The following is a 13,888-nucleotide window of genomic DNA, read 5'->3' as shown; positions in this document are numbered from 1 at the left end:
CCCTTTCGAGCCAGCAAGACCAATCTGTCAACAAGCTGAACTTCACGAGTTCTGATTCTCTACACCAACACCAAAACATCTTCGGCGTTGTAAGGTTAAGCCTCACAGGTCATTAGTACTGGTTAGCTCAATGCATCGCTGCACTTACACACCCAGCCTATCTACGTCGTCGTCTTCAACGGCCTTTCAGCGTCCTCTAGGGACAAGGGAGAACTCATCTCGGGGCAAGTTTCGTGCTTAGATGCTTTCAGCACTTATCTCTTCCGCACGTAGCTACCGGGCAATGCCATTGGCATGACAACCCGAACACCAGTGGTGCGTTCACTCCGGTCCTCTCGTACTAGGAGCAACCCCCCTCAATTCTCCAACGCCCACGGCAGATAGGGACCGAACTGTCTCACGACGTTCTAAACCCAGCTCGCGTACCACTTTAAATGGCGAACAGCCATACCCTTGGGACCTACTTCAGCCCCAGGATGTGATGAGCCGACATCGAGGTGCCAAACACCGCCGTCGATATGAACTCTTGGGCGGTATCAGCCTGTTATCCCCGGAGTACCTTTTATCCGTTGAGCGATGGCCCTTCCATTCAGAACCACCGGATCACTAAGACCTACTTTCGTACCTGCTCGAGCCGTCACTCTCGCAGTCAAGCTAGCTTATGCCTTTGCACTAACCTCCTGATGTCCGACCAGGATTAGCTAACCTTCGTGCTCCTCCGTTACTCTTTGGGAGGAGACCGCCCCAGTCAAACTACCCACCAGACACTGTCCCCAGCCCAGATTATGGGCCCAGGTTAGAACATCAAACATTAAAGGGTGGTATTTCAAGGTTGGCTCCATGCAGACTGGCGTCCACACTTCAAAGCCTCCCACCTATCCTACACATCAAGGCTCAAGGTTCAGTGTCAAGCTATAGTAAAGGTTCACGGGGTCTTTCCGTCTTGCCGCGGGTACACTGCATCTTCACAGCGAGTTCAATTTCACTGAGTCTCGGGTGGAGACAGCCTGGCCATCATTACGCCATTCGTGCAGGTCGGAACTTACCCGACAAGGAATTTCGCTACCTTAGGACCGTTATAGTTACGGCCGCCGTTTACTGGGGCTTCGATCAAGAGCTTCTCCTTACGGATAACCCCATCAATTAACCTTCCAGCACCGGGCAGGCGTCACACCGTATACGTCCACTTTCGTGTTTGCACAGTGCTGTGTTTTTATTAAACAGTTGCAGCCAGCTGGTATCTGCGACTGCGCAAAGCTCGGAGAGCAAGTCTCTTCACCTCGCACAGCGTGCCTTCTCCCGAAGTTACGGCACCATTTTGCCTAGTTCCTTCACCCGAGTTCTCTCAAGCGCCTTGGTATTCTCTACCTGACCACCTGTGTCGGTTTGGGGTACGATTCAATGTTACCTGATGCTTAGAGGCTTTTCCTGGAAGCTGGGCATCTGTCACTTCAGTACCGTAGTACCTCGTCATCACGCCTCAGTGTTAATAGCGACCCGGATTTACCAAAGTCACCCACCTACACGCTTAAACCGGGACAACCGTCGCCCGGATGACATAGCCTTCTCCGTCCCCCCTTCGCAGTAACACCAAGTACAGGAATATTAACCTGTTTCCCATCGACTACGCCTTTCGGCCTCGCCTTAGGGGTCGACTCACCCTGCCCCGATTAACGTTGGACAGGAACCCTTGGTCTTCCGGCGAGCGGGCTTTTCACCCGCTTTATCGTTACTTATGTCAGCATTCGCACTTCTGATACCTCCAGCAAACCTCACAGTTCACCTTCAACGGCTTACAGAACGCTCCCCTACCCAACAACGCCTAAGCGTCGCTGCCGCAGCTTCGGTGCATGGTTTAGCCCCGTTACATCTTCCGCGCAGGCCGACTCGACCAGTGAGCTATTACGCTTTCTTTAAATGATGGCTGCTTCTAAGCCAACATCCTGGCTGTCTATGCCTTCCCACATCGTTTCCCACTTAACCATGACTTTGGGACCTTAGCTGGCGGTCTGGGTTGTTTCCCTCTTCACGACGAACGTTAGCACCCGCCGTGTGTCTCCCGTGATAACATTCTTCGGTATTTGTAGTTTGCATCGGGTTGGTAAGTCGGGATGACCCCCTAGCCGAAACAGTGCTCTACCCCCGAAGATGAATTCACGAGGCGCTACCTAAATAGCTTTCGGGGAGAACCAGCTATCTCCCGGTTTGATTGGCCTTTCACCCCCAGCCACAAGTCATCCGCTAATTTTTCAACATTAGTCGGTTCGGTCCTCCAGTTAGTGTTACCCAACCTTCAACCTGCCCATGGCTAGATCACCGGGTTTCGGGTCTATACCCTGCAACTTAACGCCCAGTTAAGACTCGGTTTCCCTACGGCTCCCCTATACGGTTAACCTTGCTACAGAATATAAGTCGCTGACCCATTATACAAAAGGTACGCAGTCACACCCATAAAGAGTGCTCCCACTGCTTGTACGTACACGGTTTCAGGTTCTATTTCACTCCCCTCGCCGGGGTTCTTTTCGCCTTTCCCTCACGGTACTGGTTCACTATCGGTCAGTCAGGAGTATTTAGCCTTGGAGGATGGGCCCCCCATATTCAGACAGGATGTCACGTGTCCCGCCCTACTTATCGAGCTCACAACCTGTGCATCTTCGTGTACGGGACTATCACCCTTTACTGTGCGACTTTCCAGACGCTTCCACTGACACACAAGCTGATTCAGACTCTGGGCTTTTCCCCGTTCGCTCGCCGCTACTGGGGGAATCTCGGTTGATTTCTTTTCCTCGGGGTACTGAGATGTTTCAGTTCCCCCGGTTCGCCTCATGCCACTATGTATTCATGACATGATAGTGCAACGAATTGCACTGGGTTTCCCCATTCGGGTATCGTCGGTTGTAACGCTTCATATCAGCTTACCGACGCTTTTCGCAGATTAGCACGCCCTTCATCGCCTCTGACTGCCTAGGCATCCACCGTGTACGCTTATTCACTTAACCTCACAACCCGAAAATGTTTCGGGTGTGAAAGCTTGAGAGAATCACAATATTGGTAGTGAGCCAATATTGCTCGTTTTAATTTTCAGCTTGTTCTAGATTGTTAAAGAGCAAATAACGTAAACACGACTCGTAAGTCATCTTTACGTTATTGTCGGTTCCGCAGAACCGGTGATAATGTCTTTCACTCATTATCGGTATGGCGTCCCCAAGGGGATTCGAACCCCTGTTACAGCCGTGAAAGGGCAGTGTCCTAGGCCTCTAGACGATGGGGACACGAAAACCCGATTAACATAACAGCTCTAATCGGTTCGTATCAGCATGAGTCAGAGACTCATTCATCAACAGGTGCTTTTTGCTCAGCATTTTCATCAGACAATCTGTGTGAACACTTCGCAGAATCAGTATCATTAGGTAAGGAGGTGATCCAACCGCAGGTTCCCCTACGGTTACCTTGTTACGACTTCACCCCAGTCATGAATCACAAAGTGGTAAGCGCCCTCCCGAAGGTTAAGCTACCTACTTCTTTTGCAACCCACTCCCATGGTGTGACGGGCGGTGTGTACAAGGCCCGGGAACGTATTCACCGTAGCATTCTGATCTACGATTACTAGCGATTCCGACTTCATGGAGTCGAGTTGCAGACTCCAATCCGGACTACGACGTACTTTATGAGGTCCGCTTGCTCTCGCGAGGTCGCTTCTCTTTGTATACGCCATTGTAGCACGTGTGTAGCCCTACTCGTAAGGGCCATGATGACTTGACGTCATCCCCACCTTCCTCCAGTTTATCACTGGCAGTCTCCTTTGAGTTCCCGACCGAATCGCTGGCAACAAAGGATAAGGGTTGCGCTCGTTGCGGGACTTAACCCAACATTTCACAACACGAGCTGACGACAGCCATGCAGCACCTGTCTCAGAGTTCCCGAAGGCACCAAGGCATCTCTGCCAAGTTCTCTGGATGTCAAGAGTAGGTAAGGTTCTTCGCGTTGCATCGAATTAAACCACATGCTCCACCGCTTGTGCGGGCCCCCGTCAATTCATTTGAGTTTTAACCTTGCGGCCGTACTCCCCAGGCGGTCGATTTAACGCGTTAGCTCCGGAAGCCACGCCTCAAGGGCACAACCTCCAAATCGACATCGTTTACAGCGTGGACTACCAGGGTATCTAATCCTGTTTGCTCCCCACGCTTTCGCACCTGAGCGTCAGTCTTCGTCCAGGGGGCCGCCTTCGCCACCGGTATTCCTCCAGATCTCTACGCATTTCACCGCTACACCTGGAATTCTACCCCCCTCTACGAGACTCTAGCTTGCCAGTTTTGAATGCAGTTCCCAGGTTAAGCCCGGGGATTTCACATCCAACTTAACAAACCGCCTGCGTGCGCTTTACGCCCAGTCATTCCGATTAACGCTTGCACCCTCCGTATTACCGCGGCTGCTGGCACGGAGTTAGCCGGTGCTTCTTCTGCGAGTAACGTCAATCAGCAAGGTTATTAACCTTACTGCCTTCCTCCTCGCTGAAAGTGCTTTACAACCCGAAGGCCTTCTTCACACACGCGGCATGGCTGCATCAGGCTTGCGCCCATTGTGCAATATTCCCCACTGCTGCCTCCCGTAGGAGTCTGGACCGTGTCTCAGTTCCAGTGTGGCTGGTCATCCTCTCAGACCAGCTAGGGATCGTCGCCTAGGTGAGCCATTACCCCACCTACTAGCTAATCCCATCTGGGCACATCTGATGGCGTGAGGCCCGAAGGTCCCCCACTTTGGTCTTGCGACGTTACGCGGTATTAGCTACCGTTTCCAGTAGTTATCCCCCTCCATCAGGCAGTTTCCCAGACATTACTCACCCGTCCGCCGCTCGTCACCCAGAGAGCAAGCTCTCCTGTGCTACCGCTCGACTTGCATGTGTTAGGCCTGCCGCCAGCGTTCAATCTGAGCCATGATCAAACTCTTCAATTTAAAGTTTGATTTGCTTCTGCAAGAGAAGCGATGCTCAAAGAATTATTACTGTTAGTTCGTAATGAATTAACTGTTGTTCACTCTTCAAGACTTTTATTTTTTAAGCCTGTAGGCTTTACGATAAAGTCCTGTGAGTGCCCACACAGATTGTCTGATTAATTGTTAAAGAGCGTTGCCACATCTACCGTGGCGCGGGAGGCGTAATACTACGCTGCACCGCTGAAAAGTCAACGTTAATTTTTCAATTTCGCGTTCGGCTTTCCTGTTTTACTTCTTACTGTTACCACAACCGCGTGTCGCTGTTGCCGTGTCAGTGGAGGCGCATTATAGGGATTTCCGCGCAGCCTGCAATAGGTATTTTGAATAAAATTGACTGTTTGCTGAATTCCACAGCAAAACCCCGCTTTATACCCACTTTTGCACAATGTTATCCACAAATGAGATTCTCCCTAAAATTAGACGAGCATCACGCAAACGTTTTCGCTACAATTCCCCCGCGCAAAATTACCGCACAAGAACAGAATAGGAATGCGGTTTTATCCAGATAAAGGATAAAAACAGCAAAACTGCATTCATATACTGTTCTTTTATGCCTATCCAAAGCCAAGGGATACATCACCATGTCACAACCTCGTCCTATCCGCCGCGCTTTACTCAGCGTTTCTGACAAAGCCGGTATTGTCGAATTTGCTCAGGCGCTTTCTCAACGTGGCGTGGAGCTGCTTTCCACTGGCGGTACTGCCCGCCTGTTGGCTGATGCGGGCTTACCCGTCACTGAAGTGTCCGACTACACGGGCTTCCCAGAGATGATGGATGGTCGCGTTAAAACCCTGCACCCGAAAGTACACGGTGGGATCCTGGGTCGTCGCGGCACGGATGACGCTATCATGGCAGAACATGACATCAGCCCCATCGATATGGTGGTGGTAAACCTGTATCCTTTCGCGCAAACGGTAGCTCGCCCCGATTGCTCACTGGCTGATACCGTCGAAAATATCGATATTGGCGGTCCAACAATGGTGCGCTCCGCGGCCAAGAACCATAAAGATGTCGCTATCGTAGTAAAAAGCAGTGACTACACTGACATCATCAATGAAATGGATGCCAATGCGCACGCTCTGACGTTGGAAACCCGCTTCAACCTGGCGATCAAAGCCTTTGAACACACCGCGGCCTACGACAGCATGATTGCCAACTACTTTGGCACAATGGTTCCTCCTTACCACGGTGAGACCGATAAGCCCGCCGGCCACTTCCCGCGCACGCTGAACCTAAACTTCATCAAGAAGAAGGACATGCGTTACGGCGAGAACAGCCATCAGCAGGCCGCCTTCTATGTTGAAGAAACGTTGAAAGAGGCCTCTGTTGCGACAGCAGAACAGTTGCAGGGCAAAGCGCTGTCTTATAACAATATTGCCGACACCGATGCGGCGCTGGAGTGCGTAAAAGAGTTCGCCGAACCGGCCTGCGTTATCGTGAAACACGCCAACCCCTGTGGCGTTGCTATTGGCGAGTCGATTCTGGCGGCCTACGAGCGCGCCTACAAAACCGACCCCACATCTGCATTTGGCGGCATCATCGCGTTCAACCGCGAATTGGACGAAGCCACCGCGCAAGCGATCATCAGCCGCCAGTTTGTGGAAGTGATCATCGCCCCCTCAGCCAGCGCAGCAGCATTGAAGGTGACAGCGGCAAAACAGAACGTGCGTGTCCTCACTTGCGGTCAGTGGCAGCAACGCGTTTCCGGGTTGGATTTCAAACGCGTCAACGGTGGCCTGCTGGTGCAGGACCGCGATCTGGGCATGGTTGATGCGAGTCAACTGCGCGTTGTCACTGAACGTCAACCGACAGCAACCGAACTGCGCGATGCACTGTTCTGCTGGAAAGTCGCGAAGTTCGTCAAATCCAATGCCATCGTCTATGCCCATGATAATATGACTGTCGGCATCGGAGCAGGACAAATGAGCCGCGTCTATTCCGCTAAAATCGCGGGAATTAAAGCCGGCGATGAAGGATTGCAGGTTGAAGGCTCCGTGATGGCTTCCGATGCATTCTTCCCGTTCCGTGACGGTATCGATGCCGCCTCCGCCGTTGGCATTACCTGTGTGATTCAGCCGGGGGGTTCCATTCGTGATGACGAAGTTATCACCGCCGCTAACGAACACGGCATTGCCATGATTTTCACCGACATGCGCCATTTCCGCCACTAATTCAGGATATGACACAGATGAACATTTTAATCATTGGTAATGGCGGGCGCGAACACGCGCTGGCGTGGAAAGCCGCCCAGTCGCCGCTGGCAGATAATGTGTATGTCGCGCCCGGTAATGCGGGTACGGCACGCGAACCTGCGCTGCAAAACGTGGCGATCTCCGCTACCGATATTCCGGCGCTGGTTGCTTTTGCCCAGGAAAAACAGATTGGTTTAACCATCGTCGGTCCGGAAGCACCGCTGGTGATTGGCGTGGTTGATGCTTTCCGCGCCGCGGGTCTGACGATTTTTGGCCCGACGCAGGCAGCTGCACAGTTGGAAGGCTCCAAGGCCTTTACCAAAGATTTCCTGGCGCGTCAGCAGATCCCCACCGCGTTCTATCAGAATTTCACCGAGGTTGAGCCTGCGCTGGCTTATGTGCGCAAGCACGGCGCGCCTATCGTTGTGAAGGCTGACGGTCTGGCGGCGGGCAAAGGCGTTATCGTTGCCATGACGCAGGAAGAAGCGGAAAGTGCGGTTCAGGATATGCTGGCAGGCAATGCGTTTGGCGATGCCGGGCACCGTATCGTCATCGAAGAGTTTCTGGAAGGTGAAGAGGCCAGCTTTATCGTCATGGTCGACGGCGATAACGTATTGCCTATGGCCACCAGCCAGGACCACAAACGGGTTGGCGATAAAGACAACGGTCCGAACACGGGCGGTATGGGCGCATACTCTCCTGCCCCGGTGGTGACCGATGAGATTCACCAGCGCGTGATGGATCAGGTGATTTGGCCAACAGTGCGCGGCATGAAGGCGGAAGGCAATACCTATACCGGTTTTCTGTATGCCGGGTTGATGATCGATGGCGCGGGCCAGCCTAAGGTGATCGAATTTAACTGCCGCTTTGGCGATCCGGAAACGCAACCGATCATGATGCGCCTGCGCTCGGATCTGGTGGAGATGTGTCTGGCAGCCTGTGAAGGCAAACTGGATCAGACAACGTCTGTCTGGGATGAGCGCCCCGCGTTAGGCGTGGTGATCGCGGCAGGCGGTTACCCCGGCGACTACGCTTCCGGCGATGTCATCAGTGGATTACCGCAAGAAGAAGCGGAAGACAGCAAGGTGTTTCAGGCTGGCACCGCACTGCGTGGCGATGACGTCGTCACCAGCGGTGGACGCGTACTGTGCGTGACCGCCTTGGGTAGCACTGTCGCACTGGCGCAGCAGAAAGCGTATGAGGTTGCCAAAGATATCCGCTGGAACGGCGGTTTCTACCGCAACGACATCGGCTATCGCGCCATTGCTCGCGAGCAGAATCAGTAAGCACTGCCAAGACAAAAAAGCCGGAGCGATCCGGCTTTTTTATTGATACGCCTCAGGTTGTCCACCGTCTTCACTATTCGCTGAGAAACGGCTTCCACTGGCACAAATCTTCCTCAGCCACCAGCAGCAGTTGCGTTCCCGCAGGGGCATCTAACCACGCCACGCGCTGCGTGACCTCTGGGCGGTGCTGCCGCTGTTCCGCTATCCATCTCAGCGAGAGCCTATCAAAATCAGGGCTGACGTTCTGCCCATCACAGGTGAGTACGCGATTGCCCTGTAGCAGCCCCTGACGCAATTTCACACTGCCAGTACGTAACACCTCGCTAAGTTCTAGCACCCGCTTGGCATCAAACTGAAACAGCGCAATCTCATCTTCAGAAACTCTTTCACGCCTATCGTCGAGTTGCCGTTGCATAAAGCTCACCGTGCCGTCATCGGCAAATCGAAGATGGAGACTTTCCGGATGGGCGCCGCGAAAACTGCGTTTTATTTCACGCAGGTGGTCCTGAACAAACAGGTAGCGCGTTTCTACCCCGTGACGATCGGGCCACAGGTTATCATCCTGCAACGAATTGGAGAGCGTCACTAACTGCGTGCTGTGCTGTTGGCTATCATCTTTGCGCCACACACGCACCACCGCGCGATCGCCGACATAGCCGGTGGCGAAGGTCGTTGGCGGTGGCGAGTGGCTGGAACAGGCGGTTATCAATCCGGCAATAGCCACCGAACCCAACCTGCGGCACAAAAGCAAAAGGGGCGCTAACGCCCCTTTGCTTGAATCCTTCACTGGCATTCGCTTATTTAACAGCGTCTTTCAGTGCTTTGCCCGCAACAAATGCCGGGACATTCGCCGCAGCAATTTTGAGTTCTTTACCCGTTTGCGGGTTGCGGCCAGTGCGCTCGTTACGATGGTTCACTTTAAACGTACCAAAACCCACTAATTGTACTGCATCGCCTGCTTTCAGAGACTCAGTTACCGCGGCCAGAGTGGCTTCTAACGCTGTTTTAGCCTGAGCCTTGGACAGGTCAGCTTTGTCTGCAATCACATCAATCAGTTGAGTCTTATTCATAAGTTATCCTTACAGTGTGTTTATCGCTTGCTTAGCATCGAGTGCGACGGATATGCTCAAAAGCACTCTCCTGCATACACGCACCGACAGCCACTTTTTTTTACGCCCCCCAAATGTAGACCAGACAGGGGGCGGATGTGAAGCCCTTCAACTTGTCATTTAGGGCCTTAAATCACGTTTTATCGCCTTATTGGCCTAAATTTATGCCAATATTGCTGCTCCCTGCTTCCAGCAGGTCGGCGCGCAGCCCTTTAATCAATTCCAAATCACGCTCTTCACACGCCGCCAGCAACCGAAAAATCTCCCACTGAATATCCCATTCTTCTTCGATAGAGGGCAACGTGTAGAGTTCTTCGTCCGTCATTTCACGGCCAGCTTGCGTCATTTCCAGCATCGCTACCGTGCGAATGGAGGTTTCGCTAATAGCAATCGCATGCTCGAGCGTGGCACCACTCAGTTGCGAATGAATCAGTTCACCCAATGCAATGCACGCGTCAATGGCCGGATAGACACCGTATAAATCGTAATCATCCGCGGAGGGAATAGCGTCTTCCCATTTCTCCAACTGGCTGTCGAAATTAACTTTGGCCTCTTTCACCACCAGCACTTCCCACACCAGATCGAGGATGCGTCGATACAGCTGCGCATCACCAAACTCGGTCTGGCGGCAGAATTCATAATAGTTCGGATACATGCGCTCGCAAAGGCAAGCCATAAAAGTCACATGCTGCCAGCTTTCCAGCTTCTCCAGCCGCAGGTGAATCGGATTACGTAACATCGTCGACGCTCATTATTTTTAATGGCAGGCAGTGTACCTGAAAATTTTGCCTTGCCCTATGCCTGAATTCTTAAACTTACCGCACCTCGCCTGCGTTATTGCGGATTTTCACGCAGCCAGCGTTGAAAGGCTGGCCGCTGTGAGGCAACGGCGTCCGCCCAACGCGTAGGTTCGGGTAAACGATAGCCCTGCTGGCAGCGTTTTACCCACATCAGTGAGCTGTTCAGGCTCACCCGATGACCGGTTGAGATAAACAGCGGATTACAGCGTGCCTTACTACGCCACACCCAGCCAATCTGTTCGCCATGGTCCATCAGCGCGCTTTGGCTGCCGAGCGCTTCAGAAAGTGGGGCACTCTGACCACACAGCCGTTTTTTAGCCACGCCAATGGTTGGAACATTCACCAATAACCCAAAATGGCTGGCAACGCCCAACCGCCTGGGGTGTGAAATGCCGTGACCGTCAACAAACAGCAAATCAGGCTTCTGCAACAACTTTTCCCACGCGGCCAACAGGCCAGGACACTCACGAAAAGAGAGCAACCCCGGCACATAGTGCATTACCGTCGGGATACGGGCAATCTGGAACTCAACCAACTGAAGTGAAGGGTAGTGCAATATCGCAATCGCCGCTCGCGTCACCGCGCCCTCTTGTTCGAACCCGACATCAGCCCCGCCAATAAACGTAGGCTCGACAAAGGGCAGGCTGTCAACATGCACGATTTCCTGCGCCCGCCGTTTCTGCTCCGCCTTCGATGCTTGCGTATCCATCAGCCTACTCCTTAACGCGCGTACAATCCTGATTATGACGATTATTGATGGAACGGACGCGACAAGCGATGCACCGCATCCACAAAGGCGCCGGCATGTTCCGGTGGCACATCCTGATGAATCCCATGCCCCAAATTGAACACGTGGCCATTCCCCTGACCGAACGCGGTCAAAATCGTCTCAACTTCTTGCTCGATACGCGCTGGCGGTGCATAGAGCATTGATGGGTCCATATTGCCTTGCAGCGCCACATTGTCCCCAACCCGCGCCCGCGCCTCACGGATATCCGTGGTCCAATCCAGACCCAACGCATCGCACCCTGTTGCGGCCATCGCCTCCAGCCACTGGCCGCCACCTTTGGTAAACAGCGTTACCGGCACGCGCCGCCCCTCATGCTCACGCAGCAGGCCATCCACAATTTTGTGCATGTAATGCAGTGAAAACTCACGGTAGTCGCGCCCGCTCAGCGCGCCGCCCCAGGTGTCGAAAATCATCACCGATTGAGCACCGGCCTTGATCTGCGCATTCAAATACAGAATCACGCTGTCAGCCAGCTTATCCAACAGCAAGTGGAGCGTCTGTGGCTCAGCAAACAGAATTTTCTTGATAACCGTAAACGCTTTACTGCTGCCGCCTTCCACCATATAGGTTGCCAGCGTCCAAGGGCTACCGGAAAAACCGATCAGTGGCACGGCACCCGCCAGTTCGCGGCGAATGGTGCGAACCGCATCCATCACATAGCCCAGTTCCTGCTCAGGATCGGGAATCGGCAAGCGCGCCACATCCGCAGCGGTTCGAGCCGGATGGGTAAAACGCGGCCCTTCCCCGGTTTCGAAATAGAGCCCTAATCCCATGGCATCCGGCACGGTGAGAATATCGGAAAACAGGATGGCGGCATCCAGCGCATAGCGCCGCAGCGGTTGCAGCGTGACTTCGCAAGCCAGCTCTGGATTTTTGCACAGCGACATAAAATCACCCGCATGTGAGCGCGTTGCTTTGTACTCTGGCAGATAGCGGCCAGCCTGGCGCATCATCCATACCGGCGTAACATCAACGGGCTGGCGCAGTAGCGCACGCAGATAGCGATCATTTTTCAGGTCTGGCATGCGATGTCCTTTTGTGATCCTGATAGAGAGTCAAAACGCGATAACGAAACGATTGGCGCGCAGTGTAACACGCCGACGGCGCTATTCCTGCCCATCGCGGCACAGTACCACAGTGTCTTCAATCAAACGTCGCGCGACCGTACCCGGCGGCGGGAGAATCGGCAGTTGATCGTAGCGGAACCAGCCCGCATCGCGGAGTTCTTTGGGATCGTGGCGCAGGTCGCCGTCGGCATACTCCGCCATAAACGCCATCATCAGCGAATGCGGGAACGGCCACGGCTGCGAGCTGATGTAGCGCAGATTTTTAATACGAATATTGCTCTCTTCCATCACTTCGCGGGCAACCGCCTGTTCGAGCGTTTCGCCCACTTCCACGAACCCCGCCAGCACGGTATACATATTGCCGCGGTGACGCTGATGCTGCGCCAGCAAGATCTCATCGCCACGCCGGATCGCCACGATCACGCACGGGGCGATTTGCGGGTAGTAACGCTCTTTGCAGTGCCGGCACAAGCAAGCCAGTTCCGTTTTGCTGTGCACCATTTTCTGACCGCAATAGCCGCAAAACTGGTGCGAACGATAAAACTCAGCCAGTTGTACACCGCGACCGGCCAGTTGAAACAGTGCCAGGTCTTCATCCAGCAGTTGGCGCACGGAATCCATTTGCGACGTTTTCTGGTGGCTGACCAGCCACACGCATTCTCCCTGCCACTCCCCTATCTGGCACCCAACAATGCCTTCCAATTCGCACTGTGCCGCCGTGCCATGCGGGAGTTTTCCTTCAGGCAGCCACACTTGACCCTCATGGCTGACCACCCACCATCCATGCTCATCACCTTTTAATGTTTGTTCCATATCTTTTCTATTGCTCCACAGACACTTTACTGGCATTTTAACTGTCAGGGATATGGCAGAATCTCATCGTCACCGATTGTTCTTTCTTATCAATGCACGGAGTCAACAATGTTAAACCAATTACAAAGTCTGACTGAGTACGTTGGTGGCAATAATGCGTTAATCGACCAATGGCTACAAGCGCGTAAGCAACTTCTGGTTGCCTATTACCATCTGGTCGGCATTAAGTCAAACAAAGATAAATACACCCCGCTCGATGAGCAGGCCTTGGATGATTTTTGCCACAACCTTGTGGACTATCTTTCCGCCTGCCATTTCCATGTCTATGAGCGCATCTTGCAAGAGGCGGTCGCACTGAGCGATCAAACGCTGGCGCAAACGCACCGTCTGGCACTGGCGTTGCAGGCCAACACACAATTCATTATGGATTTCTACGACAGCAGTCTGGCGACCGCTATCTATCACGATAACTGCATTGAGTTTCAGCAAGCGCTGTCAAGCGTCGGCGAGGCCATGGCGGAACGCTTTGCATTGGAAGATCGACTGATTCGTCTGGTCATTGATAAAGAATAACGCCATCGCCCCACCTTACATTTTGACAGTGTCTCTCAGACGTCCTAAAGTGTTAGCGTTTTATTAATCTCATTCATGAGAATGGGGTTATTGCCTGGTAAGCAGCCGCAGTGCTGACTATCAGGCGTATCTTGTCGGAGTGCCTAGCGTGTTTATGTCTTACATAAACCGCAGGCTGAGACCGTTTATTCGGGATCCGCGGAACCTGATCAGGTTAAAACCTGCGAAGGGAACAAGAGTAATCCATTCTGTTTTGTCACCGTTGT

9 protein-coding genes, 1 tRNA gene, 2 rRNA genes and 1 riboswitch are annotated in these 13,888 nt (G+C 53.2%); of the genes, 3 read left to right on the top strand and 9 right to left on the bottom strand.

All coding sequences use genetic code 11. The features are described from left to right. Nucleotides 1-91: 91 nt before the first annotated feature. The 3 genes from ACQGXV_RS16925 to ACQGXV_RS16915 all read right to left on the bottom strand — a co-directional run bounded on the left by ACQGXV_RS16925 (nucleotide 92) and on the right by ACQGXV_RS16915 (nucleotide 4,953). Nucleotides 92-2,999 (bottom strand): 23S ribosomal RNA (locus tag ACQGXV_RS16925). A 197-nt stretch (nucleotides 3,000-3,196) separates the two neighbouring features. Next, nucleotides 3,197-3,272: transfer RNA gene (locus ACQGXV_RS16920), tRNA-Glu, on the bottom strand. Between the two features lie 139 nt (nucleotides 3,273-3,411). Continuing rightward, nucleotides 3,412-4,953: ribosomal RNA gene (locus ACQGXV_RS16915) — 16S ribosomal RNA — on the bottom strand. Together the 16S and 23S rRNA genes with 1 tRNA gene alongside form the textbook arrangement of a ribosomal RNA operon. A gap of 620 nt (nucleotides 4,954-5,573) precedes the next feature. Here ACQGXV_RS16915 and purH point away from each other — a divergent pair. Both purH and purD read left to right on the top strand, forming a co-directional pair. After that, nucleotides 5,574-7,163 carry a bifunctional phosphoribosylaminoimidazolecarboxamide formyltransferase/IMP cyclohydrolase gene (gene purH / locus ACQGXV_RS16910; protein WP_440867003.1) on the top strand — a complete coding sequence of 530 codons (1,590 nt, stop codon included), beginning with the start codon at nucleotides 5,574-5,576 and terminating at the stop codon, nucleotides 7,161-7,163. A gap of 17 nt (nucleotides 7,164-7,180) precedes the next feature. After that, nucleotides 7,181-8,470 (top strand): phosphoribosylamine--glycine ligase, encoded by a 1,290-nt coding sequence (purD, locus tag ACQGXV_RS16905; protein WP_440867468.1) that lies wholly within the window; start codon nucleotides 7,181-7,183, stop codon nucleotides 8,468-8,470. A gap of 73 nt (nucleotides 8,471-8,543) precedes the next feature. Here purD and ACQGXV_RS16900 read toward each other — a convergent pair whose 3' ends face one another. The 6 genes from ACQGXV_RS16900 to nudC form a co-directional block, all read right to left on the bottom strand. Beyond that, nucleotides 8,544-9,194 carry a DUF1481 domain-containing protein gene (locus ACQGXV_RS16900; RefSeq protein WP_440867002.1) on the bottom strand — a complete coding sequence of 217 codons (651 nt, stop codon included), beginning with the start codon at nucleotides 9,192-9,194 and terminating at the stop codon, nucleotides 8,544-8,546. A 73-nt stretch (nucleotides 9,195-9,267) separates the two neighbouring features. After that, nucleotides 9,268-9,540: a nucleoid-associated protein HU-alpha gene (hupA, locus tag ACQGXV_RS16895; protein ID WP_440867001.1), complete on the bottom strand. Its 273-nt coding sequence runs from the start codon at nucleotides 9,538-9,540 to the stop codon at nucleotides 9,268-9,270. A gap of 187 nt (nucleotides 9,541-9,727) precedes the next feature. Continuing rightward, a complete protein-coding gene (locus ACQGXV_RS16890; RefSeq protein WP_440867000.1) occupies nucleotides 9,728-10,318 on the bottom strand; it encodes a YjaG family protein in 591 nt (196 codons plus the stop codon). Nucleotides 10,319-10,413: 95 nt separating this feature from the next. Next, nucleotides 10,414-11,091: a deoxyribonuclease V gene (nfi, locus tag ACQGXV_RS16885; protein ID WP_440867467.1), complete on the bottom strand. Its 678-nt coding sequence runs from the start codon at nucleotides 11,089-11,091 to the stop codon at nucleotides 10,414-10,416. A 38-nt stretch (nucleotides 11,092-11,129) separates the two neighbouring features. Continuing rightward, nucleotides 11,130-12,194 carry a uroporphyrinogen decarboxylase gene (gene hemE, locus ACQGXV_RS16880; protein WP_440866999.1) on the bottom strand — a complete coding sequence of 355 codons (1,065 nt, stop codon included), beginning with the start codon at nucleotides 12,192-12,194 and terminating at the stop codon, nucleotides 11,130-11,132. 81 nt (nucleotides 12,195-12,275) lie between these two features. Then, nucleotides 12,276-13,049 (bottom strand): NAD(+) diphosphatase, encoded by a 774-nt coding sequence (nudC, locus tag ACQGXV_RS16875; protein WP_440866998.1) that lies wholly within the window; start codon nucleotides 13,047-13,049, stop codon nucleotides 12,276-12,278. Nucleotides 13,050-13,157: 108 nt separating this feature from the next. On the opposite strand from nudC, the gene rsd reads away from it, so the two are divergent. After that, nucleotides 13,158-13,622 (top strand): sigma D regulator, encoded by a 465-nt coding sequence (gene rsd / locus ACQGXV_RS16870; protein WP_440866997.1) that lies wholly within the window; start codon nucleotides 13,158-13,160, stop codon nucleotides 13,620-13,622. A gap of 125 nt (nucleotides 13,623-13,747) precedes the next feature. Next, a riboswitch (TPP riboswitch) is annotated at nucleotides 13,748-13,871 on the top strand. The last annotated feature ends 17 nt before the right edge of the window (nucleotides 13,872-13,888 follow it).

The sequence above is a fragment of the Symbiopectobacterium purcellii genome (genome assembly GCF_052050035.1).
GTDB lineage: Bacteria > Pseudomonadota > Gammaproteobacteria > Enterobacterales > Enterobacteriaceae > Symbiopectobacterium > Symbiopectobacterium purcellii_A.
This window is presented reverse-complemented; position numbering and strand designations above follow the sequence as displayed.